The following is a 1791-nucleotide window of genomic DNA, read 5'->3' as shown; positions in this document are numbered from 1 at the left end:
GTTGGGCGCCGCAGCCACTTCTTCAGGGTCTGCTGGAACCGCTCCACCTTCCCGCAGGTAGTGGGATGGTTCGGCCGGGAGTTCTTCTAAGTGACGTTCAGCCGTCGCAGCTCGGCCTCTAGACCGTTGCGGCCGCCCTTCCCCGGGAACATCTCGCCACACCGCCGGAACACGAAGGATCCACGGCGAGTTGCGCAATCGTCGCAGTACTTCTTAGCCCGGTCGGCCTCATACACACCACAGTCGTTGCAGAGCATCGCATGCGTAGCTACTGCGGCGAGAGCAATGTCAGCGGGATGCTGTTCCCCATCACACGGTAGCCCTCCGCATTGGGGTGCAGCGGGTCGCCAGGGTCGTGGTAGGCCGGGTCCATCCGGTGCGTGTTGGCCGGGTCCCGCAGCGCCCGGTCGAAGTCGACCACCCCGTCGAAGGCCTCACTTGTGCGGATCCACTCGTTGACGGCTTCACGGTGACGCTCCTGCTCTGATCCGTAGCACGAGCACGGTGTGATGGTGCCGCCGATGACCCGGACGTCCTGATCCTTCGCCTTCGCGACCAACTGCTGCAGGCCGGCGATCACCTGCTCCGCCGAGGCGCGGTGACCACCGAGGATGTCGTTGGTGCCCATCAGCACGATGGCGGCGCGCACGTTCGACTGCAGGAGAACGTCACGGTCCATTCGCGTGATCCCGGGCTGGCTCAGGCCAAAGAGCGCTGCCCGGCGCAGCAGCTCGCTCGCCCCGATCCCCTCGTTGAGAACACCCAGATCATGGTACTGAGGGGCGTTCTGCAGCCGCTCAGCGAGGACCTCCGGCCAGGTCGTCTGGCCACCGGCGGTGATGGAGTCACCCAGCGCCACAATCGTCGCGCCGTTCGGACGCTGCACGTCGACGCCCTGAAGGTAGGACCAGTCCTTGGTCGTGATGGGGAAGTTCGCGGCGCCCCGATCGCCACTGTGGTCACCCGGAATCGAGACGTACGACGTCTGGTTGCTGTTGAGGTGCTGGGTGGTGGCACCATTGCTGCCAGTGGACAGGTAGAGGCTCACGGCCAGGTTCGTCAGCCGCGGTACGTCCATCGCGACAGGGTCGCTGACGATCTGCGCGCCCTCGGGCACGGTGACTGACGGTTTGCCACCGAACGTGAGCCGACGATTAGAGCCGGCGGCGATCTCGGCACCTTGCTGCTGCAAACCCACCGTCGCTGCTCCCACCTGCAGAGGTTCATTGCCGAAGGTGTTGGCGAGACGGATTCGGACGGACTCCCCGGCGGTGCTGGTGCGCACCACCATTCGCAACGTGACATCATCGAAGCCCGGATTGAACGACTGGTGGAGGCTGGTTCCCCACGTTCCGACCCAGGCCCTGCCCGCACCAGCCGCAGGTTGTGGTGCCGCCTCTGCGTCGTCCAGTTGGCCCACGCTCTGCGCGCCCAGGACAACGACCAGCGTCGCCAGCACGGAGAGTGTGCCTGCTGCCAGTGCACGCAGTCGCGAGGCACCGGTGTTGTGGAGTCTTGAGTTCATCGTCATCTCCCTCAGTCGTGGATGGAAACCTCGAGTCGAGGTGGAGGAGTGGGGCGACCAACAGGTCGACGACGGCCGGTGCAGCGACGATCGCAACACCCATCGGACCAACCGCGGAAAGCGCATGTTGGTACTCCTCACTGAACGCGACGCCTGCGAACCGTGGACAGAGCGTTTCGACAGTGTCAACGTTGACATGCGTCTTGTCAACGTTGACATCGAAGCCTAGGGTCAGACGCTGAAACGGAGGAACAATGACTCAGTCC

The 1791-nt window shown here is 64.4% G+C and carries 1 protein-coding gene; it reads right to left on the bottom strand.

Going from position 1 to position 1791, the window contains the following annotated elements; translation table 11 throughout:
• Window positions 1-268: 268 nt before the first annotated feature.
• Complete coding sequence (locus E1218_RS35650) at window positions 269-1525, bottom strand: GDSL-type esterase/lipase family protein (RefSeq protein ID WP_165949573.1); 1257 nt, start codon at window positions 1523-1525, stop codon at window positions 269-271.
• Window positions 1526-1791 lie beyond the last annotated feature (266 nt).

This window comes from Kribbella turkmenica (genome assembly GCF_004348725.1).
GTDB lineage: Bacteria > Actinomycetota > Actinomycetes > Propionibacteriales > Kribbellaceae > Kribbella > Kribbella turkmenica.
This window is presented reverse-complemented; position numbering and strand designations above follow the sequence as displayed.